The organism is Microbacterium fluvii (genome assembly GCF_025515205.1).
Classification (GTDB): Bacteria; Actinomycetota; Actinomycetes; order Actinomycetales; family Microbacteriaceae; genus Microbacterium; species Microbacterium fluvii.
In genome coordinates this window covers 376,154-398,131 of sequence record NZ_JAOPFX010000001.1, presented here as the reverse complement: position 1 = coordinate 398,131, position 21,978 = coordinate 376,154, and the positions used below count along the sequence as shown (strand labels likewise).

The 21,978-nt window shown below is 71.1% G+C and carries 15 protein-coding genes; 7 read left to right on the top strand and 8 right to left on the bottom strand.

Features of this window, described 5'->3' with window-relative positions:
• Positions 1-55: 55 nt before the first annotated feature.
• Positions 56-2,188, bottom strand: a complete 2,133-nt coding sequence (locus OAW74_RS01785; protein WP_262872616.1) for an alpha-galactosidase — start codon at positions 2,186-2,188, stop codon at positions 56-58.
• Positions 2,185-3,207 (bottom strand): LacI family DNA-binding transcriptional regulator, encoded by a 1,023-nt coding sequence (locus OAW74_RS01780; RefSeq protein ID WP_262872615.1) that lies wholly within the window; start codon positions 3,205-3,207, stop codon positions 2,185-2,187. The genes OAW74_RS01785 and OAW74_RS01780 overlap by 4 nt, the downstream gene beginning before the upstream one ends.
• 289 nt (positions 3,208-3,496) lie before the next feature.
• On the opposite strand from OAW74_RS01780, the gene OAW74_RS01775 reads away from it, so the two are divergent.
• From OAW74_RS01775 to OAW74_RS01745, 7 genes are read left to right on the top strand one after another with little or no spacing between them, the layout of a single operon-like run.
• Positions 3,497-4,819 (top strand): ABC transporter substrate-binding protein, encoded by a 1,323-nt coding sequence (locus OAW74_RS01775; RefSeq protein ID WP_262872614.1) that lies wholly within the window; start codon positions 3,497-3,499, stop codon positions 4,817-4,819.
• Positions 4,820-4,843: 24 nt separating this feature from the next.
• Positions 4,844-5,839: a carbohydrate ABC transporter permease gene (locus tag OAW74_RS01770; protein WP_262872613.1), complete on the top strand. Its 996-nt coding sequence runs from the start codon at positions 4,844-4,846 to the stop codon at positions 5,837-5,839.
• A 44-nt stretch (positions 5,840-5,883) separates the two neighbouring features.
• Positions 5,884-6,702, top strand: a complete 819-nt coding sequence (locus tag OAW74_RS01765; RefSeq protein ID WP_378733652.1) for a carbohydrate ABC transporter permease — start codon at positions 5,884-5,886, stop codon at positions 6,700-6,702.
• A complete protein-coding gene (locus OAW74_RS01760; RefSeq protein ID WP_262872611.1) occupies positions 6,699-9,164 on the top strand; it encodes a glycoside hydrolase family 2 protein in 2,466 nt (821 codons plus the stop codon). Before OAW74_RS01765 ends, OAW74_RS01760 begins: the two co-directional genes overlap by 4 nt.
• Entirely contained in the window at positions 9,161-10,117 is a 957-nt protein-coding gene (locus tag OAW74_RS01755; protein WP_392390879.1) for a glycoside hydrolase family 113, read from the top strand. Before OAW74_RS01760 ends, OAW74_RS01755 begins: the two co-directional genes overlap by 4 nt.
• On the top strand, positions 10,114-11,037 hold the full coding sequence (locus OAW74_RS01750; protein WP_262872610.1) for an N-acetylglucosamine kinase: 924 nt from the start codon (positions 10,114-10,116) through the stop codon (positions 11,035-11,037). Before OAW74_RS01755 ends, OAW74_RS01750 begins: the two co-directional genes overlap by 4 nt.
• On the top strand, positions 11,034-13,028 hold the full coding sequence (locus OAW74_RS01745) for a beta-galactosidase (RefSeq protein ID WP_262872609.1): 1,995 nt from the start codon (positions 11,034-11,036) through the stop codon (positions 13,026-13,028). The genes OAW74_RS01750 and OAW74_RS01745 overlap by 4 nt, the downstream gene beginning before the upstream one ends.
• A 117-nt stretch (positions 13,029-13,145) precedes the next feature.
• Here the strand turns inward: OAW74_RS01745 and OAW74_RS01740 are convergent, their stop codons facing one another.
• The 6 genes from OAW74_RS01740 to purN form a co-directional block, all read right to left on the bottom strand.
• Positions 13,146-14,963, bottom strand: coding sequence for an ABC transporter ATP-binding protein (locus OAW74_RS01740; RefSeq protein WP_262872608.1), 1,818 nt, complete (start codon positions 14,961-14,963; stop codon positions 13,146-13,148).
• Positions 14,960-16,807, bottom strand: coding sequence for an ABC transporter ATP-binding protein (locus OAW74_RS01735; RefSeq protein WP_262872607.1), 1,848 nt, complete (start codon positions 16,805-16,807; stop codon positions 14,960-14,962). The genes OAW74_RS01740 and OAW74_RS01735 overlap by 4 nt, the downstream gene beginning before the upstream one ends.
• Positions 16,808-17,470: 663 nt before the next feature.
• Positions 17,471-17,974, bottom strand: coding sequence for a methylated-DNA--[protein]-cysteine S-methyltransferase (locus OAW74_RS01730; protein WP_262872606.1), 504 nt, complete (start codon positions 17,972-17,974; stop codon positions 17,471-17,473).
• A complete protein-coding gene (locus OAW74_RS01725) occupies positions 17,971-19,572 on the bottom strand; it encodes a DNA-3-methyladenine glycosylase 2 family protein (RefSeq protein ID WP_262872605.1) in 1,602 nt (533 codons plus the stop codon). The genes OAW74_RS01730 and OAW74_RS01725 overlap by 4 nt, the downstream gene beginning before the upstream one ends.
• A gap of 170 nt (positions 19,573-19,742) precedes the next feature.
• Positions 19,743-21,350 (bottom strand): bifunctional phosphoribosylaminoimidazolecarboxamide formyltransferase/IMP cyclohydrolase, encoded by a 1,608-nt coding sequence (gene purH / locus OAW74_RS01720; protein WP_262872604.1) that lies wholly within the window; start codon positions 21,348-21,350, stop codon positions 19,743-19,745.
• Between the two features lie 24 nt (positions 21,351-21,374).
• Complete coding sequence (gene purN, locus OAW74_RS01715; protein ID WP_262872603.1) at positions 21,375-21,974, bottom strand: phosphoribosylglycinamide formyltransferase; 600 nt, start codon at positions 21,972-21,974, stop codon at positions 21,375-21,377.
• Positions 21,975-21,978 lie beyond the last annotated feature (4 nt).

The following is a 21,978-nucleotide window of genomic DNA, read 5'->3' as shown; positions in this document are numbered from 1 at the left end:
GCCGTAACAGGTAGTTCCGGCGCCGAACGACCTGTCTCGGCGAGATCACCTGTTCTCAGGGCTGGGCCTGCAGGTGCAGCACGAACGCCTGGGCGGGCCACAGCGTCGGCAGCTGCAGACCCACGCGCTCGAGCACCGCGCCGGGCAGGGTGATCTCGCCCGCGGTGAACCACTCCGGGGCGATCCAGCCGTAGGCGGCCTCGCCGATCTCTCGGCGCACCCGCACACGGTAGGTGCGGTCGGGCGCGAGCCCCGGGATGCGCAGCCGCTCGGCCCGTGCGTCTTCGAGCGAGGCCACCGTCGCGACGATCACGACCGCCTCGTCGGCGGTGACGTGCGCCGTCGCCCGCCAGGCAGGGTCCCGAAGCTCGGGGTGCCGCACGACGCCCGTGTGCAGCACAGGGCGCAGCTCGGTGTAGAGGGCGGCGAAGCGGGCGATCGCGGCGAGCTCGTCGTCGTCGCACGAGGCGATGTCCCACTCGAAGCCGGCCGAGCCCATGAGGCTCGTCGCCATGCGCAGCGCGAGCGAAGTGCGCCGGCCCGAGCTGTGCGAGTCGGTGGGGCCGACGTGCGCCCCGACGAGCTCAGGGGGCAGCAGCAGCCCCGTCCACCGCTGGATGTCCTGCCGCTCGATCGGGTCGTTCGAGTCGCTGGCCCACACCCGGTCGGTCACGTCGAGGATTCCGAGGTCGGTGCGTGCGCCCCCGCTCGAGCACGACTCGATCTCCAGCCCCGGATGCCGCCGCTTGAGCTCGCGGATCAGCTCGTAGACCGCGAGCATCTGCGCGTGGCCCCCAGGGCGCCCGTCGTGCACGCTGTCGACGAGGTCGCGGTTGTGGTCCCACTTGATGAAGTCGATGCCGAGCGCGTCTACGAGCGCGGAGATCTGGCCGAGCACGTGCGCGAAGGCCCCGGGGTTCGCGAGGTCGAGCACGTACTGCTGCCGCCACGACAGCTCGTCGGGGTGATCGAGGTGCCCAGGGTCGTGCAGCAGCCACTCCGGGTGCGCGCGGGCGAGGTCGGAGTCGAGGCTCACCATCTCGGGCTCGAACCACAGACCGAACTGCATGCCCAGCTCGTGCACGCGGTCGGCGAGCGGCTCGAGCCCCTCCGGCCAGACGGTGCGGTCGACGACCCAGTCGCCGAGGCTCGTCGAGTCGTTGCGGCGGCCGGCGAACCAGCCGTCGTCGAGCACGAACCGCTCGATGCCCACGCCCGCTGCCCGCTCGGCGAGGGCGATCAGGCGCGCGGGGTCGTGGTCGAAATACACGGCCTCCCACGTGTTGAGCACGAGCGGACGCGGGGTGCGCGGATGCTGCGGCCTCGCCCGCATCCATTCGTGCACGCGCCAGGCGAAGCCGTCGAGTCCGCCGTCGCTGTAGACGAACGCGATCCCCGGCGACGAGGTCGACTCTCCCGGCTGCAGCACGAGCTCGCCGGGGCGGAGCATCTCGCCGGCGCCGAGGAGCGTGATGGCGTCGGTGACGCGATCAGTGCGGTAGGTGGCGTCGGACGACCAGGCCGCGTGGGCTCCCCACACCTCGCCCTCGCCCCACCGCGCGGGCCCGCGCGACGCGATGATCGCGACGGGGCTGTCGTGCCCCGGCCGGCCGCGGCGCGACTGCCGCACCGACGATCCTGGGGGGAACGCCAGCGAGACGGGGCGCTTCTCGCGGGTCCACCGGCCGCCGAAGGTCAACAGGGTGTCGACCGTGGAGGGCACCGGCATCGTGGGCTCGAGCCACTCGATCTCGACGGGCTCGTCGGCGTCGGCGGCGAGTTCGAGCCGCTGTCGGGCCCACACGACTCCCCCGGTGTCGATCGCGAGCGTCGCGACCAGGCGCAGCCCCGACGCGGCGTCGGCGGCGGTCACCGAGACCGACGCCGCGGCGACCGTGGGTTCGCCCTCGACGACCCAGCGCGGGTGGTGCAGCACGCCCCGGCGCCGCAGCTGCAGGCCAGGCCTGCCGGTGAACCCGTCGCCCTCCTGCGGCGACAGGCTCACCTGCCACGCCGCATCGAGGGTGCCGGGCGCGCTCTGACGGCTGAGCGCCGCCGAGAGCGCGTCGAGGCCGCCGGGCGTGGTCTCGCCCAGTGCCGGCCCCCAGTGCACCACGCGGGGCAGCCGCCCGTCGCCGTGCTCCAGCACGACGGCGACGCCGTGGGCCTCGAGGTGGATGATGCTCATGCCGGGGTCCTCTCACTGGGGGCGCGCTCGCCCGTGCCGCGCTCGACGATCCAGGTGTCGAGCGCCACCTGCTGCGTGAAGCCGGCCGGGTCGCCCATGCGCTCGATCGCGATCCGCGCGGCGCGGCGGCCGAGCTCGAGCGGGTCGTAGCTGATGACGGTGACTCCGAGCACGTCCGCGGTGTCGAAGTCGTCGAAGCCGATGAGCGCCGTGCGGTCGTCGCCGCGGTCGCGCATCACCCGCAGCGCCGCGACCGTCACCCGGTTGTTGCCGGTGATCAGCGCCGTCGGCGCGTCGTCGGAGTCCATCAGGTCTGTCACCAGGTGGTCGGCGGGCGTCGACAGGTCGTCGAGCAGCCGCTCCCAGCGGTGCGAATCGGTGATGCCGTAGGCGGCGAGCGCGTCGCGGTAGCCGCGCAGGCGCTCTGACTGCGTGTAGACGGATGCCGGGTTGCACACGTACCCGATGCGCCGATGACCGGCGGCCAGCAGCCGCGTCGTGGCGTCGAAGACCCCGCGGTGGTTCTCGAGCACGACGGCGTCGGCCACGAGATTGCGGGCGGGGCGGTCGATCGTGATGACGGGGGTGCCCAGCTGCCGCTCGCCCTCGAGATAGGACTGATCGTCGGCCACCGGGATCAGCAGCAGCGCCCCGATGCGCTGCGCCAGCAGCGCGTCGGCCACCCGCTCCTCGCCCTCGGGGGTGTCGTCGGTGGTGGCGACGACGAGCGCGTAGCCGCTCGCGGCGAGCTCTTTCTCGATGCCGGCGGCGACCTTGTAGTAGAAGGGGTTGCCGAGCTCGCCCATGATGAACCCGATGGTGTTCGTGCCGCCGCCGCGGCGCAGGCTCCTCGCGAGCGTGTTCGGCCGGAACCGCAGCCGCTTGGCCGCCGTGAGTACGCGCTCGACCGTCTCGGGGGCGACCAGGTCGCGGTGCGTGAACACGCGCGAGACCGTCTTCGAGCTCACCCCGGCGAGCCTCGCGACGTCTTCGAGCGTCGCGCGCTGCTGCACTGCCATCTGTCGGCCCCTTCGTCGGAACGGCTCCAACATAGCATCGAACGGCGCAATGTCGACGTAGGACATTGGGTGGGACATTCGGGCGGCGAAGTTCGAATGAGACGCAGCAATATCCCTGATAAATACTGATTTAGATGCAGCCGATTCTGAGCGGACAGACAGAGACAGCGTTGACATTCGGGTCTTGCGGAGCGCCTCTCGAGGTGTCTAACCTGACCTCGCGAAGGACCCGCGACGATGCGACGGACCGCATCGTGCAGTTCAAGGGTGAACCGATAGGAGACATCACATGGCACGCAAGACGCTGGCAGGCCTGGCCCTGCTCACCGTCGCCGGCGTCGCCCTCGCCGGCTGCTCGGGCTCGAGCACCGGCGAAGCGAGCGGCGACGGCAACACGATCGACGGGGAGGTGTCGGGCGACGTCAAGGTCGTCACGTGGCGCACCGACCTCGTCGAAGACGGCACCTTCGACGGGTGGATCGCCGAGTTCAACAAGAAGTACCCCGACGTGAACGTCACGGTGGAGGGCATCACCGACTACGCCGGCGAGATGCTCACCCGCATGAGCACCAACAACTTCGGCGACGTCATCGGCATCCCCGCCATCCAGCCCGATCAGTACGAGCAGTTCCTCGAGCCGCTGGGTCAGACGGCCGACTTCGAAGACACCTACCGCTTCCTCCCGGCCGCCAGCTACGACGGCACGCAGTACGGCATCGCGTGGGGCGGCAACGCCAACGGCATCGTCTACAACAAGAAGGTCTGGGAGGCTGCGGGCCTGTCGACGCTGCCGACGAGCGAGCAGGAGTGGCTCGACGATCTGCAGGCGATCAAGGACAACACCGACGCCATCCCGATGTACACCAACTACAAGGACGGCTGGCCGCTGACCCAGAGCTTCGGCAACCTCGGCGCAATCTCGAACGACCCCGACGCGAACATGACGCTCGCCCACGACGAGGCACCGTGGACCGAGGGCACCGACATGTACGCGATCGACTCGCTGACCTACGACACCGTCGCTGCGGGCCTGACCGAAGACGACCCGCTGACCACCAACTGGGAGCAGTCGAAGGTCGACCTCGGCACCGGCAAGATCGCCACGATGCCGCTGGGCTCGTGGGCCATCTCGCAGATGCAGGCGGCGGCTGAGGACAACGGCGCGTCGGCCGACGACATCGGCTACATGGCGTTCCCGGCCAACGTCGGCGGCACCCAGTATGCCGTCATCGGCGGCGACTACAACCTCGCCGTGAGCAAGTTCTCGAAGTCCAAGGCCGCTGCGTGGGCGTGGATCCAGTGGGTCGTCGCCGACTCGGGCTACACCGAGGACCAGGGCATGATCTCGCCGCTCCTGGACAAGGAGCTGCCGACCAACCTGCAGGACTTCTCCGACGCGGGCGTGCAGCTTCTCGAGATCAACCCGGCGCCGTCGGGCAGCGAGAGCCTGCTGGCCGACACGGCGAACGACTCGCAGGTCGACCTCTACGGCCCGATCTACCGCCAGAAGCTGATCGACATCGCCCGCGGCGCCGCCGACGGCGATAAGGACAGCTACTTCGCCGAGCTCAACTCGGCGTGGGGCGCCTCGGTCCAGAAGCTCGCGGGCTGACCCCCAAGGACGGCGGGAACTCACATGTCGATCACCTCTCAAGGCGGCGCTCCGGCCGGAGCTCCCGCCGTCCTCTCCCCGGCGGTCAGTTCCCGCCGGTTCCGCGGAGCGATCCGCGGAACCGGCGGGGGCCGGCCCCTGGTCCCCCGCGGGCGCCGGCTCGTGCGGGGCCTCACCCCCTGGCTGTTCCTCGCGGCCGCCCTCGTGCTGCTGCTGACCTTCACCTACTGGCCGGCGGCGAACCTCTTCTACTACTCGATCACCGACTGGGACGGCATCGACCGCACCAAGAACATCGTCGGCCTCGAGAACTACATCGAGGTGTTCACCAATCCGAAGATCTTCAGTGTCTTCTTCGTGAGCCTCTACTACTTCGTCGCCTCGTTCGCGCAGATGGCCATCGCCCTGTACTTCGCGACGATCCTCAGCTTCGCGACCCGGTTCTCGAACCTCTTCCGCGGCATCCTCTTCTTCCCCTACCTCATCAACGGCGTCGCGATCGGCTTCGTCTTCCTCTACCTGTTCCAGCCCGGCGGAACCCTCGACACGGTGCTGTCGTGGTTCGGCGTCGCCGACCCGCCGCAGTGGCTGGGAAACCCCGACATCGTCAACTGGTCGCTGGCCGGCACGAGCGTCTGGCGCTACACCGGCATGAACTTCGTGCTCTTCCTCGGGGCGATCCAGTCGATCCCGCACGAGCTCTACGAGGCGGCCGAACTCGACGGCGCGACCCGCTGGCAGCAGTTCTGGGCGATCATCTTCCCCGGCATCCGCCGCGTCATCGGCCTCTCGTTCATCCTCGCGATCGCCGGCAGCCTCTCGGTGTTCGAGATCCCGTTCATCATGACCGGCGGCGCGAACGGCTCGTCGACCTTCGTCATCCAGACGCTGCAGACCGCCTTCAGCTTCCGCCAGGTGGGCCTGGCCTCGGCGATGGCGGTGGTGCTGCTGATCATCGTGCTGATCGTCACGGCGATCCAGCGAAAGCTCTTCCCCGACGAGAAGGTGGACCTGACGTGACGACTACACCGGCCTATACCAAGGGCCTGACGTTCGGCATGCGGATGCGCCAGATGAGCGCGACGACGGCGAAGTACGTGAGCCTGGTCGTCGCGAGCGTCGTGACGCTGCTGCCCCTGTCGGTGCTGCTGTTCGCGAGCCTGAAGACCAAGCAGGAGTACGCCCAGACGGGCCCCTTCGACCTGCCCAGCGACTGGTTCAACTTCGACAACTTCGTCACGGCGTTCACCAGCGGCAAGATGCTCGAGGGCTTCGTCAACACGCTCATCGTGCTGGCCGTCTCGCTCGTGGGCACGATCTTCATCGGCACGATGGCCGCCTACGCGCTCGACCGGTTCGCCTTCCGCGGCAAGAAGGTCGTCATGGCCCTCTTCCTCATCGCGACCCTCATCCCCTCGGTCACGAGCCAGGTGGCGACCTTCCAGTTGATCAACGGTCTGGGTCTCTACGACACCAAGGCGGCACTGATCCTGCTGTTCATGGGCACCGACGTGATCGCGCTGTACCTGTTCATCCAGTTCATGCAATCGATCCCGATCTCGCTCGACGAGGCCGCGATGATCGACGGCGCGAACCGCTGGACGATCTACTGGCGCATCGTGCTGCCGCTGCTGAAGCCGGCCATCGCAACGGTCGTCATCATCAAGGGCATCGCGGTCTACAACGAGTTCTACGCCCCGTTCCTGTACCTGCCGAGCCAGGGCATGATCTCCACGTCGCTGTTCCGGTTCAAGGGACCGTTCGGCGCGCAGTGGGAGGTCATCGCCGCCGGCACGATCCTCGTCATCATCCCCACCCTCATCGCGTTCCTGCTGCTGCAGCGCTGGATCTACAAGGGCCTGACCTCGGGAGCCGTCAAGTGACCCTCACCCGCCGCACCCTGCACGACGGATGGACGCTGCGCGCAGCATCCGGTCCCGCACCCGATGCGATCGCCGTCGCCGTCGTGCCCGCCACCGTGCCCGGCTGCGTGCACACCGATCTGCTCGAGGCGGGCGTCATCGCCGACCCGTACCGCGGCGCGAACGAGGCCGCCCTCGCGTGGATCGGCCTGGTCGACTGGACCTACCGCACGACGTTCGCATGGAGCCCCGACGACGCCGAGCGACACGACCTCGTCTTCGCCGGCGTCGACACCGTCGCCGCGATCAGCCTCAACGGCACCGTGCTCGGCGAGGTCGCCAACCAGCATCGCTCGTACCGCTACGGCGTCGACGACCTGCTGATCGACGGCGAGAACGAGCTGGTCGTCGCGTTCAGCGCGCCCGTGCCCTATGCCAACGCGCAGAGCCTCGAGCTCGGCGCACGCCCGCGGCCCTATCCGCTGCCCTACGAGGCGATCCGCAAGTCCGCGTGCAACTTCGGCTGGGACTGGGGTATCGCGACCTTCACGAGCGGCCTTGTCGGCGCCGTTCGGCTCGAGTCGTGGTCGACGGCGCGCCTGCGCGACGTGCGCGTCGTGGCGACCCCCGACGGCGACGGCGGCTCGGTCGAGGTCACGGCATCCGTCGAGAGGGCGGATGCGGCCGCCGACCTCTCGCTGACGGTGCGGGTCGCGGGGCGCGAGGCCGCCGCATCCGTCGACGGCGACACCGTCACTGTGCGGGTGGAGCTCGACGAGGTCGAGCGCTGGTGGCCGGTCGGGCACGGCGCGCAGCCGCTGTACGACGTCGAGGTCTCGCTGGCGGCCGCGGGCGACGTGGTCGACGAGACCTCCCGCCGCGTCGGGTTCCGCACCGTGCACTGGGACACGACCCCCGACGAGACGGGCGCCCCGTTCACCCTGGTGGTCAACGACCGCCCGGTGTTCGTCAAGGGCGTCAACTGGATCCCCGACGACGCGCTGCCGGTGCGGGTCGACCGGGCCCGGTACGAGAATCGGCTGCGGCAGGCGGTCGAGGGCAACCTCAACCTCATCCGCGTGTGGGGCGGCGGGCTGTACGAGTCCGACGACTTCTACGACGTGTGCGACGAGCTGGGCCTTCTCACCTGGCAGGACTTCCTCTTCGCGTGCGCCGCCTACCCCGAAGAGGAGCCGCTGCGCTCCGAGATCGAGGCCGAGGCCCGCGAGAACGTCGTGCGCCTCGCCTCGCACGCCTCGCTCGTGCTGCTCACCGGCAACAACGAGAACCTGTGGGGCTACGAGGACTGGAACTGGAAGCTGCGCCTCGACGGCGCGACCTGGGGCGCGCACTACTACTACGAGCTGTTCCCGGAGCTCGTCGCCGAGCTCGCCCCGCACGTGACCTACGCCCCCGGCAGCCCCTTCAGTCCCGGCATGGGGTGGGACGGCACGGTTCAGACAGGGCCGCATCCGAACGACGAGGCCCACGGCACGATGCACCTGTGGGAGCAGTGGAACCGCCGTGACTGGCCGACCTACCGCGAGCACCGCCCACGCTTCGTCGCCGAGTTCGGCTGGCAGGGGCCGCCCGCGTGGACGACGCTGACCGACTGGCTCGACGATGATCCGCTGACCCCCGAGTCGCCCGGCATGATCGTGCACCAGAAGGCGATGGAGGGAAACGCCAAGCTCACCGATGGACTGCTGCCGCACTTCCGCATGCCTTCGGCGATGGAGGACTGGCACTGGGCGATGCAGCTCAACCAGGCGATCGCGGTGCGCACGGCGCTCGAGCACTTCCGATCCTGGGCGCCGCACACGATGGGCGCGATCGTCTGGCAGCTCAACGACTGCTGGCCGGTCACCTCGTGGGCCGCGATCGACGGCGACGGCCGGGCCAAGCCGCTCTTCCACGCGCTGCGGGCGGCGTTCGCGCCGCGGGTGGTCACCGTTCAGCCGCGCGATGAGGGCCTGGCCGCCGTGCTCGGCAACGACACCGCCGAGGCGTGGACCGGAACGCTGCGGGTGCGCCGACTGTCGTTCGACGGCGCGGAGCAGGATGCTGCCGAGCTGCCGTTCTCGGTGGAGCCCTGGGGCAGCGCGACCGTCGTGATCCCGGCCGGCGTCGCCGCGGCCGGTGCCGAGGGCGCCGAGCTGCTCGAGGCCGCTGCGGGCCCCGTGCGGGGCTTCTGGTTCTTCGCGGAGCCGCGGGATTCGGCGCTGCCTGCCCAGGCGCTGCGGGTCGAGACCGCTCCCGCCGACGGCGGCACGCTCGTCACGATCACCGCCGACGCGCTCGCCCGCGATGTGGCGCTGCTCGTCGACAAGGTGCACCCCGAGGCGCACGCCGTCGACGGCCTGATCACCCTCCTGGCCGGCGAGAGCGCCGAGGTGCTCGTCACCGGCGCGGGCCTGCTCGACGCGGCGGCGCTGGCCGACCCCCGGGTGCTGCGCAGCGCGAACCAGCTGGTGACCTCGTGAGCGTGCTCGACGGCCCCGTCTGCGGCATGACGTGGGGGTGGACCGGGGTGCGCGGCACCTGGACGGGCCCCGACGCCGACGCGTCGATGCGCGCCATGGCCGATCACGGCGTGAACTGGACGGCGCTGGCCTACGCGGCGCTGCAGCAGACGCCGATCTCGACCGAGATCCCGTTCGACGAGGCGCCGACGGTGACCGACGACGAGATCGTGCACGCCATCCGTGCGGCGCACGATCTCGGGCTGAAGGTGTGCCTGAAACCGGTGGTCAACGTCGCCGACGGCGCATGGCGCGCCCACATCGGGTTCTTCGACCGGGATGTGCCAGGCGAGCCGACGTGGGGCGAGTGGTTCGCCTCGTACACGGCCTTCATCGTGCACGCCGCACGCCTGGCCGAGGCCGAGGGCTGCGAGATGCTCTGCATCGGCTGCGAGATGGTGCGCGCCGACGCGCGCGAGGCCGAGTGGCGGGCCCTCGTCGCCGAGGTGCGCGAGGTCTACTCGGGCCCGATCACCTACAACTGCGACAAGTACCAGGAAGACCGGCTCACCTGGTGGGACGCGGTCGATGTCATCTCGTCGAGCGGCTACTACCCGATCGACGAGTGGGACGAGCAGCTCGACCGCATCGCGCCGGTGGTGGCGGCATCCGGCAAGCCGTTCTTCTTCATGGAGGCCGGCTGCCCGAGCCGCACCGGATCGCCCGCGCGCCCCAACGACTGGGCTCTGCCCGGCGAGCCGTCGGGTGCCGAGCAGCTGCGCTACTACCGCGCCATGTACGAGGCGATCGGGCGGCGCGACTGGGTCGCGGGAACCATGCTCTGGGACTGGCCGGCCAGGCTCTACGCCGAAGCGGACGCCGCCGGCAACGACGACTACTGCCCCTACGGCAAGCCCGCGGGCGCCTACCTGCGAGACACGTACCTCGAACTTCGGGAGAAGGCATCCGCATGAGCACACCCGAGGGCGTCCTCGCCATCGACGCGGGGCAGACCGGCATCAAGACCCGCGTGCGGTGGGCGGGCGGCGAGGTCGACGAGGTCTTCCCCGGCATCCGCACCTCCGAGCCGCTGCTGCCCCAGCTCGCGGCGGTCACCCGCGCGGCCCTCGCGCACACCGGGGCGCCCGTCTCGGTCGTCGCCGCCGGGGTCTCGGGGCTGACCTCCGCCGGCACCGACGCGGCGGCGCTGCAGGAGCTGCTGGCGGGCACCGAGGTGGCCCGCACGATCCTGGCCCACGACTCGACGACGTCGTTCCTGGGCGCCCTCGGCGACAGCCGGGGCGCCGTGGTGGCCGCGGGCACCGGGGTCGTGACCCTCGCCGTCGGTGCCGACGCCGTCGCACGGGTCGACGGCTGGGGCTATCTCATCGGCGATGCAGGCAGCGGCTACTGGATCGGCCGCGAAGCCCTCGACGCCGTCATGCGCGACTACGACGGCCGCGCGCGTCCGACGGCGCTGCGGACGATTGCCGAGCAGCACTGGCCCGACCTCAGCGAGGCCTACATCAGCCTGCAGACCGCCGACGACCGCGTCGCGACGATCGCAGCCTTCGCCCGGCACGTCGCCGAGCTCAGTGCCGTCGACGGTGTCGCCCGTGACATCACGGCCCGCGCCGCCGCGCACCTCGCGCACAGCGTGACGACGGCTCTGCGCCGCGTGCACCGCGACGACGACCCGGTGCTGCGCGTGTGCGCCCTGGGCGGCGTCTTCCGCTCCGGGGCGCTGCGGGCCGCCTTCGCCGAGCGCCTCGCCGCCACCGATCTCGCGATCGACCTCGTCGACGCCGCCGGCGAGGGCCTCGACGGCGCGGTGGCGCTGGCCGACCTGCCGGCGCAGCATCCGCTCGCCGCCGCCGTCGCGGTGGCGGGGTGAGATCAGACGCGCTGCTGTTCGGCGGCGACTACAACCCCGAGCAGTGGACGGAAGACATCTGGCGCGACGACATCGCGCTGATGCGCCGCGCCAAGGTCAACACCGTGACGCTCGGGGTGTTCGCGTGGGCCTTTCTCGAGGTCGACGACGACGTGTGGGAGTGGGGCTGGTTCGACCGCATCGTCGGCATGCTGCACGACGCCGGCATCGGGATCGACCTGGCCACCCCGACCGCCGCTCCCCCGCTGTGGCTGCAGCGCGCGCACCCCGAGATCATCCCGGTCGACCGCACGGGGCACCGGTTCCACCCCGGCGGGCGCCTGGGCTGGTGCGCGAGCCACCCGGTGTGGCACGAGTATTCGACGCGGATCGCGCGGCGGCTCGGCGAGCGGTACGGGCAGCATCCGGCTGTGCGCATGTGGCACGTGTCGAACGAGATCGGCGGGGGCAACCGGCTCTGCTACTGCGACGCGTCGTCGGCGGCGTTCTCGCGCTGGGCGCGGGAGCGCTACGGCACGATCGACGAGCTCAACCGCGCGTGGGGGACGGCGGTGTGGGGGCTGCGCTACCGCTCGTTCGACGACGTGACGGCGCCGCTCGCGAGCGAGTCGGGGCAGAACCCGTCGCTGCTGCTGGCGTTCGACCGGTTCGCGAGCGACGAGCTGGGCGGGCAGTACCGCCGCGAGCGCGCGGCGCTGCAGGCCGCCGGGGTGACGACGCCGATCACGACCAACCTCATGCTCACGGTCGGCGGCTCGGTCGCCGACTACGCCGACTGGCAGAGCGATCTCGACGTCGTCGCGATCGACCACTACACGCGCGCCGCCGACCCGCGCCGAGAGCGCGAGCTGGCCTTCGTCGCCTCGCGGGCGCGCGGGCTCGACCGGTCGAAGCCGTGGCTCGTGATGGAGCACGCCGCGGGAGCGGTCAACTGGCAGCCGCGCAACGCGCCGAAGGCGCCGGGCGAACTCACGCGCCACAGCCTGGCGCACATCGCCCACGGCGCCGACGGTGCTCTCTTCTTCCAGTGGCGCGCGTCGGCGTCGGGGGTCGAGCAGTACCACTCGGGCATGGTGCCGCACGCGGGGGCCGAGACCCGGCAGTTCGCCGAGGTCGCCGATCTGGGATCTTCTCTGGATCGCCTGGCCGAAGTCGCCGGGTCGCTCGTGGCGCCCTCTTCGGCCGCGCTGGTGTGCGACATCCCGTCGGACTGGGCGTGGGAAGAGGGCGAAAAGCCGCTGCACGACCACGCGCTGCCGCGCGCCGCCCGTGCGTGGCACGAAGCACTGTCGGCGCTCGGTCTCGTGCCCGACGTCGTTCCGCCGCGCGCCGACCTGTCGGGGTACCGACTGCTGGTCGTGCCGACGATGTACTCGGTGTCTGAGGCGGATGCGGCTGCTCTGGCCGCGGCGGCATCGGGCGGCGCCGTGGTGGTGATCGAGCATCTGGCGGGCATCGCCGACCCCGAGAACCGCGTGATCACCGGCGGCTACCCCGGGGCGTTCCGCTCGCTCCTGGGGGTGTTCGGCGAGGAGTTCGCGCCGCTCCTCGACGGCGAGTCGGTGCCGCTGTCGTCGGGCGCGGTGGCGCGGGAGTGGACCTCCCGCGTGCGGGCACTGCCGGGCACCGAGGTGGTCGACAGCTACGCCTCCGGAGACCTGGCGGGGCTTCCCGCCGTGACGCGCCGCGCCGTCGGCGCAGGGGCGGCCTGGTACGTGTCGGCCGAGGTCGCCGAAGGGTTCGACGCTCTGGTCGAGCGGGTCGTCGCGGATGCCGGGGTGACAGCATCCGTCCCCGTCGTCGCCGGCGTCGAGGCCGTGCGCCGCGTCGGCGCGGGCGGCCGGTCGTGGCTGTTCCTGATCAACCACTCCGCCGCCGACGCCGTCGTGCCGGCCACCGGTGTCGAGCTGCTCACGAGGGCTGCGGTCTCGGGTTCGGTGACGGTGCCGACCGGGTCGGTGCGGGTGGTGCGCGAGGGTCCCGCGGCCTGACCGCGGGTCGCGAGACCCCTCGCTCCACGCCCGAGACCGCCCGCTGTCACCGAGACCCTGCCGGCCGGGCGGGGTCTCGGTGCGCACGCGCGGTCTCGCGCGCTCAGGGCACCGAGCTCAGACCAGCGACTCGCGCCAGGCGGCGTGCAGCTGCGCGAACTTGCCCGTGCCCGCGATGAGCTCGGCGGGGGTGTCGTCTTCGATGATGCGGCCGTGCTCCATCACGAGCACCCGATCGGCGATCGCGACCGTCGACAGGCGGTGCGCGATGATGATCGCCGTGCGGTCGGCCAGCAGCGTCTGCAGGGCCTCCTGGATCTGCCGCTCGCTCGGGATGTCGAGGGAAGCCGTGGCCTCATCGAGGATGAGCACCGCCGGATCCGCCAGGAACGCCCGGGCGAACGAGATCAACTGGCGCTGCCCGGCCGAGACCCGGCCGCCGCGCTTGTTGACGTCGGTGGCATAGCCGTCGGGGAGCGCCGAGATGAACCCGTGCGCGCCGACCGCGCGGGCGGCCGCCTGGATCTCGTCGAGCGTCGCGTCGGGCTTGCCGAGCGCGATGTTGTCGGCGACGGTGCCGCTGAACAGGTAGGCCTCCTGCGTCACCATGACGATGGCCCTGCGCAGGTCTTTCGGATGCAGCGACCGCAGGTCGACCCCGTCGAGGGTCACCGCGCCCTTGGTCGGGTCGTAGAACCGCGAGACGAGCTTGGCGAGCGTCGACTTGCCGGCGCCCGTCGTGCCGACCAGGGCGATCGTCTGACCCGCCGGGATGTCGAGCGAGAAGTCGGGCAGCACGATGCGATCGGAGCCGTAGCCGAACTCGACGTCGTCGAAGCGGATGTGGCCCTTCGAGGTCCAGAGGTCGACCGGCGCGGCCGGGTCGGGCACGGTCGGCTCCTCTTCCAGCACACCCGACACCTTCTCGAGCGCGGCGTTCGCCGACTGGTAGGAGTTCAGGAACATCGCGATCTCCTCCAGCGGGCTGAAGAAGTTGCGGATGTAGAGCACGGCCGCCAGCAGCACGCCGATCTCGAGGCCCCCGTCGACGACCCGCAGGCCGCCCCACAGCAGCACGACCGCCATCGTGATGTTCGCGAGCAGGATCAGTCCGGGGTCGAGCACGCCGTAGAGCTTGACGAGCTTCAGGTTGACCGAGCGGTATTCGTCGGCGATGTCGCCGAACTCCTCGTCGTTGCGCTTCTCTTTGCGGAACGCCTTGACGGCGCGGATGCCGGTCATCGTCTCGACGAACTGCACGATCAGCCGCGCGCTCACGACCCGAGAGAGGCGGAAGCCCTTCTGCGACTCGAGGTAGAACCACCGCATGAGCAGAGCCAGCGGCACGCCCATGAGCACGAGCACCGCGCCGCTCTGCCAGTCGAGCAGGAACAGCGCGACGAGGGTGAAGATGCCGTAGAGCGAGCCCTGCACGAGCTGGTTGAGGCCGCCGTCGAGCAGTTCCCTGATCGATTCGAGGTCACTGGTCTGGCGCGAGATGATGCGCCCAGAGGTGTAGGTCTCGTGGAACTCGAGGCTCAGGCGCTGCGTGTGACGGAAGATGCGCGTGCGCAGGTTCATCAGCACGGCCTGGGTGAGCCGTGCCGACAGCACCGTGAACCAGCCGATCAGCGCGGCACCGGCGACACCCGTGACGATGTAGACGGCCACGACGCCGAAGGCCGGCATCCAGTCGGCCTGATCGACCGCCGCCGGCAGCGCCGTGTCGATGCCGTAGGCGATGAGGGCGGGGCCGAGCACCCGCAGGCCGGTGGAGGCGACCAGTACGAGCGCCGTGAGGGCGACCAGGCCCTTCATCGGCGAGATGAGCGAGCCGAGCAGCCGCAGCGAGCGGGTGCGGATCGCCTTGCTCTCCTCCTTGGTGTACTCGTGGCGGTCTTCGCCGCGGGTGCCCTGAACGGTCGAGGGGGTCATCGGTTCACCTCCGTTTCGCGGGCCGAGCCGTACGGCTCGTATCGAAGCTCTTTCTGGCGCTGCTCCTCGGCCTCGAGGCTCGAGATGACGTGCCGGTAGTGCGCGCTGTCTCGCAGCAGCTCGTGGTGGGTGCCCACCGCCGTGATGCGGCCGTCTTCGAGCACCGCGACGCGGTCGGCGAGCGCGACCGTCGACGGGCGGTGCGCGATGATGAGCGCTGTCGTCGTGGCCAGCACGCGGCGCAGCGCCGCCTCGACGAGCGCCTCGGTGTCGACGTCGAGCGCCGACAGCGGGTCGTCGAGCACGAGCACGGCGGGGCGCGCGGCGACGGCGCGGGCGAGCGCCAGGCGCTGCCGCTGACCGCCCGACAGGCTCAGTCCCTCTTCGCCGACGGTCGTGTCGACGCCCTCGGGGAGGTCGTGCACGAAGCCGGCCTGCGCGATCTCGAGCGCCTCGGCCAGCACGGCGTCGGCCTCGGGGCTGCGCACGTCGAGGTCGTCGCGTCCGAGCAGGACGTTCTCGCGGACGGATGCCGAGAACAGCGTCGCGTCTTCGAACGCCATCGAGATGTGGCGGCGCAGCTCTTCGAGCCGCAGGTCGCGCACGTCGACGCCGTCGAGTTCGACGGCCCCGTCGGTCACGTCGTACAGGCGCGTCGGCAGGGTCGTCAGGGTGGTCTTGCCCGAGCCGGTCAGGCCCACGAGGGCCATCGTCTCGCCAGGCTCGAGCACGAGGTCGACGCCGTCGAGCAGGTCGCGCTCGGTGGCGGCGGCATCCTGATAGCGGAAATGCACGCCGCGGAACGCGAGCTCGCCTCGAGGCTCGGCGATGGTCGCCGGGTTCTCGGGGTCGACGATGTCGTTCTCTTCGTCGAGCACCTCGAAGATGCGGTCGGTCGCGGTGCGCGCGTCGACGAGGAACGAGAAGAGGAAGCCGAGCGACTCGAGCGGCCAGCGCAGGGCAGTGGCCATCGCGAAGAACGCGAACAGCTCGCCGACGGTGAGCTGGCCGGTGCTGGCCAGCCAGATGCCGATGAGCAGGCACAGGGCGAAGGCGACCATCGGCACGACCTCGAGCCAGAACCACAGCACGCCCACTTCTCGGGCCTTGCCGAGCTCGGTCTGCTTGAGCGATTCGACCTGGCGGGCGAACTTCTGCAGCGCGTGCTTGCCGCGGCCGAACGCCTTGAGCACGCGGATGCCGTGCACGCTCTCTTCGACGGCGGTCGCGAGGTCGCCGGCCTGGTCCTGGCTCTGGCGTGCGAGCACGCCGTAGCGGCGCTCGAAGCGATAGCCGAAGAACCACAGCGGGATCGAGACGACGATGAAGGTGGTGCCCAGCGCCCAGTGCCAGCGGAACAGCAGGAACGCGCCGATGATGATGGTCAGCACGTTGACCACGAGCAGGATCAGGCCGAACGCGAGCCAGCGGCGGATGAGGTTGATGTCCTGCATCATGCGGCTGAGCAGCTGCCCCGACTGCCACTTGTCGTGGAACGACACCGGCAGCCGCTGCAGCCGCTTGTAGAAGGTCATGCGCATGTCGTATTCGACACGGGTCGCCGGCGTCAGCACGAAGGCGCGGCGCAGGTACACGAACAGCGCCTCGAGCACGCCGAGGGCGAGCACACCGACGGACGCCCAGACGATGAGGCCCACGTCGCCGGAGGCCATCGGGCCATCGACGGCGGCCTGCAGCACGAGCGGGATGAGCAGGCTCACCAGGGCCGCGCCGAAGGCGGCGCCCATGCCTGCGATGAGGCGGCCGAAAGCGGGCCGGGCGAAGGGGATGATGCGCGCCAGGGCTCTGGGTGTGGAGAGTCTGAGCGGGGATTGCGTGGTCATGAGCGCCTTGTGGGAGTGGTGGTGCGAAGTCGCGATGGCGACGGAGGGCAGGGCGCGGCGCAGCCGCAGGAACGTGCAGCCCTGTCGGAGAGAACGCGAGAGGAGGCGGGACTATGCCGCGTCAGGAGTCGATATGTCGACTATCCCTCGTGGGTCCGACGTCCCCCGACGGGGAGGATGGCGGCGGGCTTCGTTGAGACGATGACCGGATACATTGCTTCCTCCTGGAATCGGTTGACGGGACCGTCGGTCGCCGGAGCGACGCGACAGCCCTCCAGCTTAAGCCTGTGAGTTGCCTGGGTGCAACCTCGCCGCCATGCCCTCGCCCTTCGCCCTCGCCCTGCGCCCTCGCCCTGCGCCCTCGCCCTGCGCCCTCGCCCTTCGCCCTCGCCCTGCGCCCTCCCCCTCTTCCCAACCATGTGGCACACATGAAGGGCTCGACCACCCTCGAAGTGCCCATGTGGCACACCTGGTGGCGACAGCATCCGCCTCTCTCGGCAACCATGTGGCACACATGAAGGGCTCGGGGCGTGCTGAACCCGCTATGTGTGCCACATGGAAGACCGAGCAAGACGACGTCGCCGCACTGGGGGCAGGAGACGGCGGCGTCGAGCGATCCGGTGATCGTCTTTCCGAGGATGCTGTGGGTGGCGGCGAAGCGGCTCAGGCCGCCGCGGCGGCCGCCTCGGCTTCGCGCTCGAGCAGGCTGCGCTTGACCTCGACGCCCCATGCGAAGCCGCCGAGACTCCCATCGCCGCGCAGTACGCGGTGGCACGGCACGAACAGGGCGGGCGCGTTGCGGGCGCAGATGGATGCCGCTGCCCGCACGGCCCGCGGCTGGCCGAGGGCCGCAGCGAACTCGCTGTAGCTCAGCGGGCGCCCCGGCGCGATGCGCCGCAGCGCCGCCCACCCCGCCTGCTGGAGGGCGGTGCCGGGCTGCGAGACCTCGACGGCGTCGAGGGCGGCGAGGTCGCCCGCGTAGTAGGCGGCGACGGCGGCTGCGGCATCCGTCTCGCCGTCTGCGATGTCGGCGGGGGCGGCCTTGACCCGCGCGAGGATCGCGGCGGGGTCGGCCGTCCAGCCGCTGGCGAGCACCCGCTGCCGGTCGTCGACCAGCAGTGTGAAGGCGCCGTCGGGGGTCGCGACGGTCTGGATGAGGGCGGTCATGAGGGCTCCTTGTGCACGATCGGGTCGGGGAGGTCGATGCGGTTCGCGCGAGCCGCGTGGGCAGGCCGCACCGGCGCGGCGCGCCACAGATGCGCCGTCGCGTACGAGCGCCACGGCGCGGTGCGCGACGCCCACGCCTCGTAGCCGCGCGGATCGGACGGGATGCCGACGGCGGCCGCCCCGGCGCGCACCGCGACGTCGCCCGGCAGGGTGATGTCGGGGTCGCCGAGCACCCGCATCCGCACGTAATCGGCGGTCCACGGGCCGATGCCGGGCATCGCGAGCAGCGCCGCGCGCTGGGCCGCGCCGTCGTCGCCGGAGGTGAGCACGAGCGAGCCGTCGGCGAGGGCGGCCGCCGCTCCCGTGATCGCACGGATGCGTGCGGCGGGCCCCCGCAGCACCTCGTGGCCGCGTTCGGCGATCGCCGCCATCGTGGGGAACAGCACGCTCTCGCAGCCGTCGCCCTCGACCCGCTCGCCGAGCGCGTCGGCGAGGCCGGTGAGCGCCGTGCGGGCCGCGACGACGGTGATCTGCTGGCCGACCATCGCGCGGATGAGCATCTCGTGCGGGTCGGCGGCTCCCGGCACACGCATGCCAGGGGTCTGCGCGACCAGCGGTGCGAGCTCCGGATGCTGCGACAGCGCCGCATCGACGGCCACGGGGTCGGCGTCGAGGTCGAACAGCCGCCGCGCACGGGCGACGAGCACCGGCAGGTCGCGGAGGGCCGTCAGGCGCGCACGCAGCCGCATCCGGTCGCCGTCGGCGCGCAGCTCGAACCACGCGGGACCGGCCGGCAGCCGCAGCGTGCGGACGAACGAGGTCTCGTCGGCGTGCTCGACGCCCGGGAGCGCGCGAGCCGACATCCAGGCGAACAGCCCCGCGGCGTCGAACGGCGGCCGGTAGGGCAGCGCGAGCACGATCTCGCCGAGCGAGCCTCCCGCCGCTGACGCTCCCCCGGTCGCCGAGCCTCCCCCGGTCCCCTGCCCTGTCGAGGGGTCACCCTCGCCGCGCGACCGCACGCCGCCCGCCGGCCGCCGCGCCCGCAGTTCGAGCGGCGTGAGCCCGAACACCTCGCGCACCGTGTCGTTGAACTGGCGGATGCTGGCGAACCCCGCCGAGAAGGCGACATCGGCGGCGGGCAGGTCGGTGCCGACCAGCAGCATCCGCGCCGTGTGCGCGCGGTGGGCGCGGGCCAGGGCCAGCGGCCCCGCGCCGAGCTCGGCCGACAGCATCCGCGTGAGGTGACGGCTCGAATATCCCAGGCGCGCCGCGAGGCCGGGCACGCCCTCGCGCTCGACGACGCCGTCGGCGATGAGCCGCATGGCGCGGGCGGCGGCGTCGCCGCGGAGGTTCCACTCCGGCGAGCCGGGAGCGGCTTCGGGCAGGCACCGCTTGCACGCGCGGTAGCCGGCCTCGTGCGCTGCCGCCGAGGTCGGGTAGAACGTGACGTTCGCGGGCTTCGGTGTGCGTGCGGGACACGACGGGCGGCAGTAGATGCCGGTGGAGCGCACCGCCGTGACGAACTGCCCGTCGAAGCGCGCGTCGCGCGCGTCGATCGCGCGGTAGCGCTCGTCGAAGGTCATGGCTGCGGTGGGCATGTCCCTAGCCTGACACGCCCCGACCCCCTCGGCTCGCGGAAATCGGACACGGCGGTGGCAGCATCCGCTTCGACCAGATCAGGTGATTCGGCCAGCACAGGACGATCCGCGCCCGAACGACCTGCGCTGCCGAGATCACCTGATCTCGGCAGTCGGCCGACCCGACGAGCTCAGTGGAAGAAGTGGCGCTCGCCCGTGAAGTACATCGTCACGCCGGCGGCCTGCGCGGCGTCGATGACCTCCTGGTCGCGCACCGATCCGCCCGGCTGGATGATCGTCGTGATGCCGGCGTCGATGAGCACCTGCGGCCCGTCGGCGAAGGGGAAGAACGCGTCGGATGCTGCGACCGACCCCGCGGCCCGCTCACCCGCACGCTCCACCGCCAGGCGGCACGAGTCGACGCGGTTGACCTGGCCCATGCCGATGCCGACGGTCGCCGAGGCCTTCGCGAGCACGATCGCGTTGGACTTGACGGCGCGGCACGTCTTCCACGCGAACGAGAGGTTCGCCAGCTGGTCGTCGGCGGGGCGCTCGCCCGTGACGAGCTGCCACGAGTCGACGAGCGACTCGATCTCGGCCGGGAACCGGTCGGCATCCTGCAGCAGCAGACCGCCCGACACCAGGCGCACGTCCATGCGCTCCTGCTGCCAGTCGGCGGGGAGCTTGAGCACGCGCAGATTCTTCTTGAGGCGGAACAGCTGCAGCGCCTCGGGCTCGAAGTCGGGCGCCACGATCACCTCGGTGAAGATGTCGCGCAGGTTCTCGGCCATCTTGAGGGTCACGGTGCGGTTGGCGGCGATCACCCCGCCGAAGGCCGACACCGGGTCGCACTCGTGGGCGCGCAGGTGCGCCGAGGCGATCGGGTCGAGCGCCTGCGGGGCGGCGACGGCGATGCCGCAGGGGTTCGCGTGCTTGATGATCGCGACGGCGGGCTTGACCAGGTCGTAGGCCGCGCGCAGGGCCGCGTCGGCGTCGACGTAGTTGTTGTACGACATCTCCTTGCCCTGCAGCTGTGTCGCCTGGGCGATGCCGTGGCCGCCGATGCGCGTGTAGATCGCGGCGCGCTGGTGCGAGTTCTCGCCGTAGCGCAGGGTCTCGAGGCGCTCGGCCTTGATCGTGAGGTGCTGCGGCAGGGTCTCTTCGGAGGCGAGGGTCTCTTCGCTGAACCACTCCGCGACGGCGCGGTCGTAGGCCGCCGTGTGCGCGAAGGCGCGGGCCGCCAGGTCGCGACGCTGCGAGAGAGACGTGCCGCCGGCGTCGATCGAGGCGATGACGGCCGGGTACGACTCGGGCGAGACGACGATCGCGACGTTGGCGAAGTTCTTCGCCGACGCGCGCACCATGGCGGGCCCCCCGATGTCGATCTGCTCGACCACGTCGTCGCCGGCCGCGCCGGAGGCGACGGTCTCGACGAATGGGTAGAGGTTGACGACGACGAGCTCGAACGGCTTGATGCCCAGCTGCTCGAGCTGCCGCTCGTGGTCTTCGAGGCGCCGGTCGGCCAGCAGCCCAGCGTGCACGCCGGGGTGCAGGGTCTTCACGCGCCCGTCGAGCGATTCGGGGAACCCGGTCACGGCGGCCACGTCGGTGACGGCGAAGCCCGCGTCGCGGATGGTCGCGGCGGTCGAGCCGGTCGAGACGATCTCGACCCCGGCGCCGGCGAGCGCCTCGGCGAGTTCGAGCAGGTTCGTCTTGTCGCTCACCGACACCAGCGCACGCCGGATCGGCACGACATCGCGTTCACGGTAGAGGGACGGGTCGTGGCTCGGTCCGGCCATGGAGGTTCTCCTGTGGGTGGGTGTTCAAGACGGGGCGGATGCTGTCGCCGCAAGGTCGAGCTCGCCCGCGGCGATCTGCCGCACGGTCTCGATCAGCAGGCGCCGCTCGACGGGCTTGATGCGCTCGTGGAGGGTGTGCTCGGTGTCGCCGGGGAGCACGGGCACGCGCTCCTGGGCGAGGATCGGCCCGGTGTCGACGCCGCCGTCGACGACGATGACGCTCGCGCCGGTCTCGGTGACGCCGGCGGCGAGCGCGTCGCGCACGCCGTGGGCTCCAGGGAACTCGGGGAGGTAGGCGGGGTGCGTGTTGATCAGCTGCGGCGCCCAGCGCTCGACGAGCTCCGTCGGCAGCAGGCGCATGAGTCCGCTCAGCACGACGAGGTCGGGCTGCCAGACCTCCAGCTGCGCACCGAGCTCGCGGCCCCACTCCTCGCGGGTCGCGTAGTGCGTGAACGGCACCGTGAACGAGGGGATGCCGAACTCCTCGGCGTGGGCGAGCCCATCGGCATCGCGGTCGGCGCCGACGACGACCACGCGCGCGGGGAAGTCGGCGGCTGCTGCCGCATCGAGCAGCGCGCGCAGATTCGACCCCGTGCCCGAGATGAGGACGGCGACCGTGAGCACCGGA